We start from the raw sequence: 354 nt of genomic DNA on the forward strand, positions 1-354 counted from the left end.
GGTGCCACTGGACCTCAAGGCGTTCAAGGTAACACGGGTGCCACTGGACCTCAAGGTGTTCAAGGTAACACGGGTGCTACTGGCGCTACTGGACCTCAAGGCGTTCAAGGTAACACAGGTGCTACTGGCGCTACTGGACCTCAAGGTGTTCAAGGTAACACAGGTGCTACTGGTGCTACTGGACCTCAAGGCGTTCAAGGTAACACGGGTGCTACCGGCGCTACTGGTGCTACTGGACCTCAAGGTGTTCAAGGTAACACGGGTGCTACCGGCGCTACTGGTGCTACGGGTGCTACTGGACCTCAAGGTGTTCAAGGTAACACGGTGCACGGGTGCCACTGGACCTCAAGGCGT

At 57.3% G+C, this 354-nt stretch carries 1 pseudogene; it reads left to right on the forward strand.

Annotated features, from left to right (window positions below):
- Positions 1-354: pseudogene (locus DOS87_RS30340) on the forward strand (collagen-like protein); the annotation flags it as partial.

The sequence above is a fragment of the Bacillus sp. CR71 genome, assembly GCF_003429245.1.
GTDB classification, from domain to species: domain Bacteria; phylum Bacillota; class Bacilli; order Bacillales; family Bacillaceae_G; genus Bacillus_A; species Bacillus_A thuringiensis_S.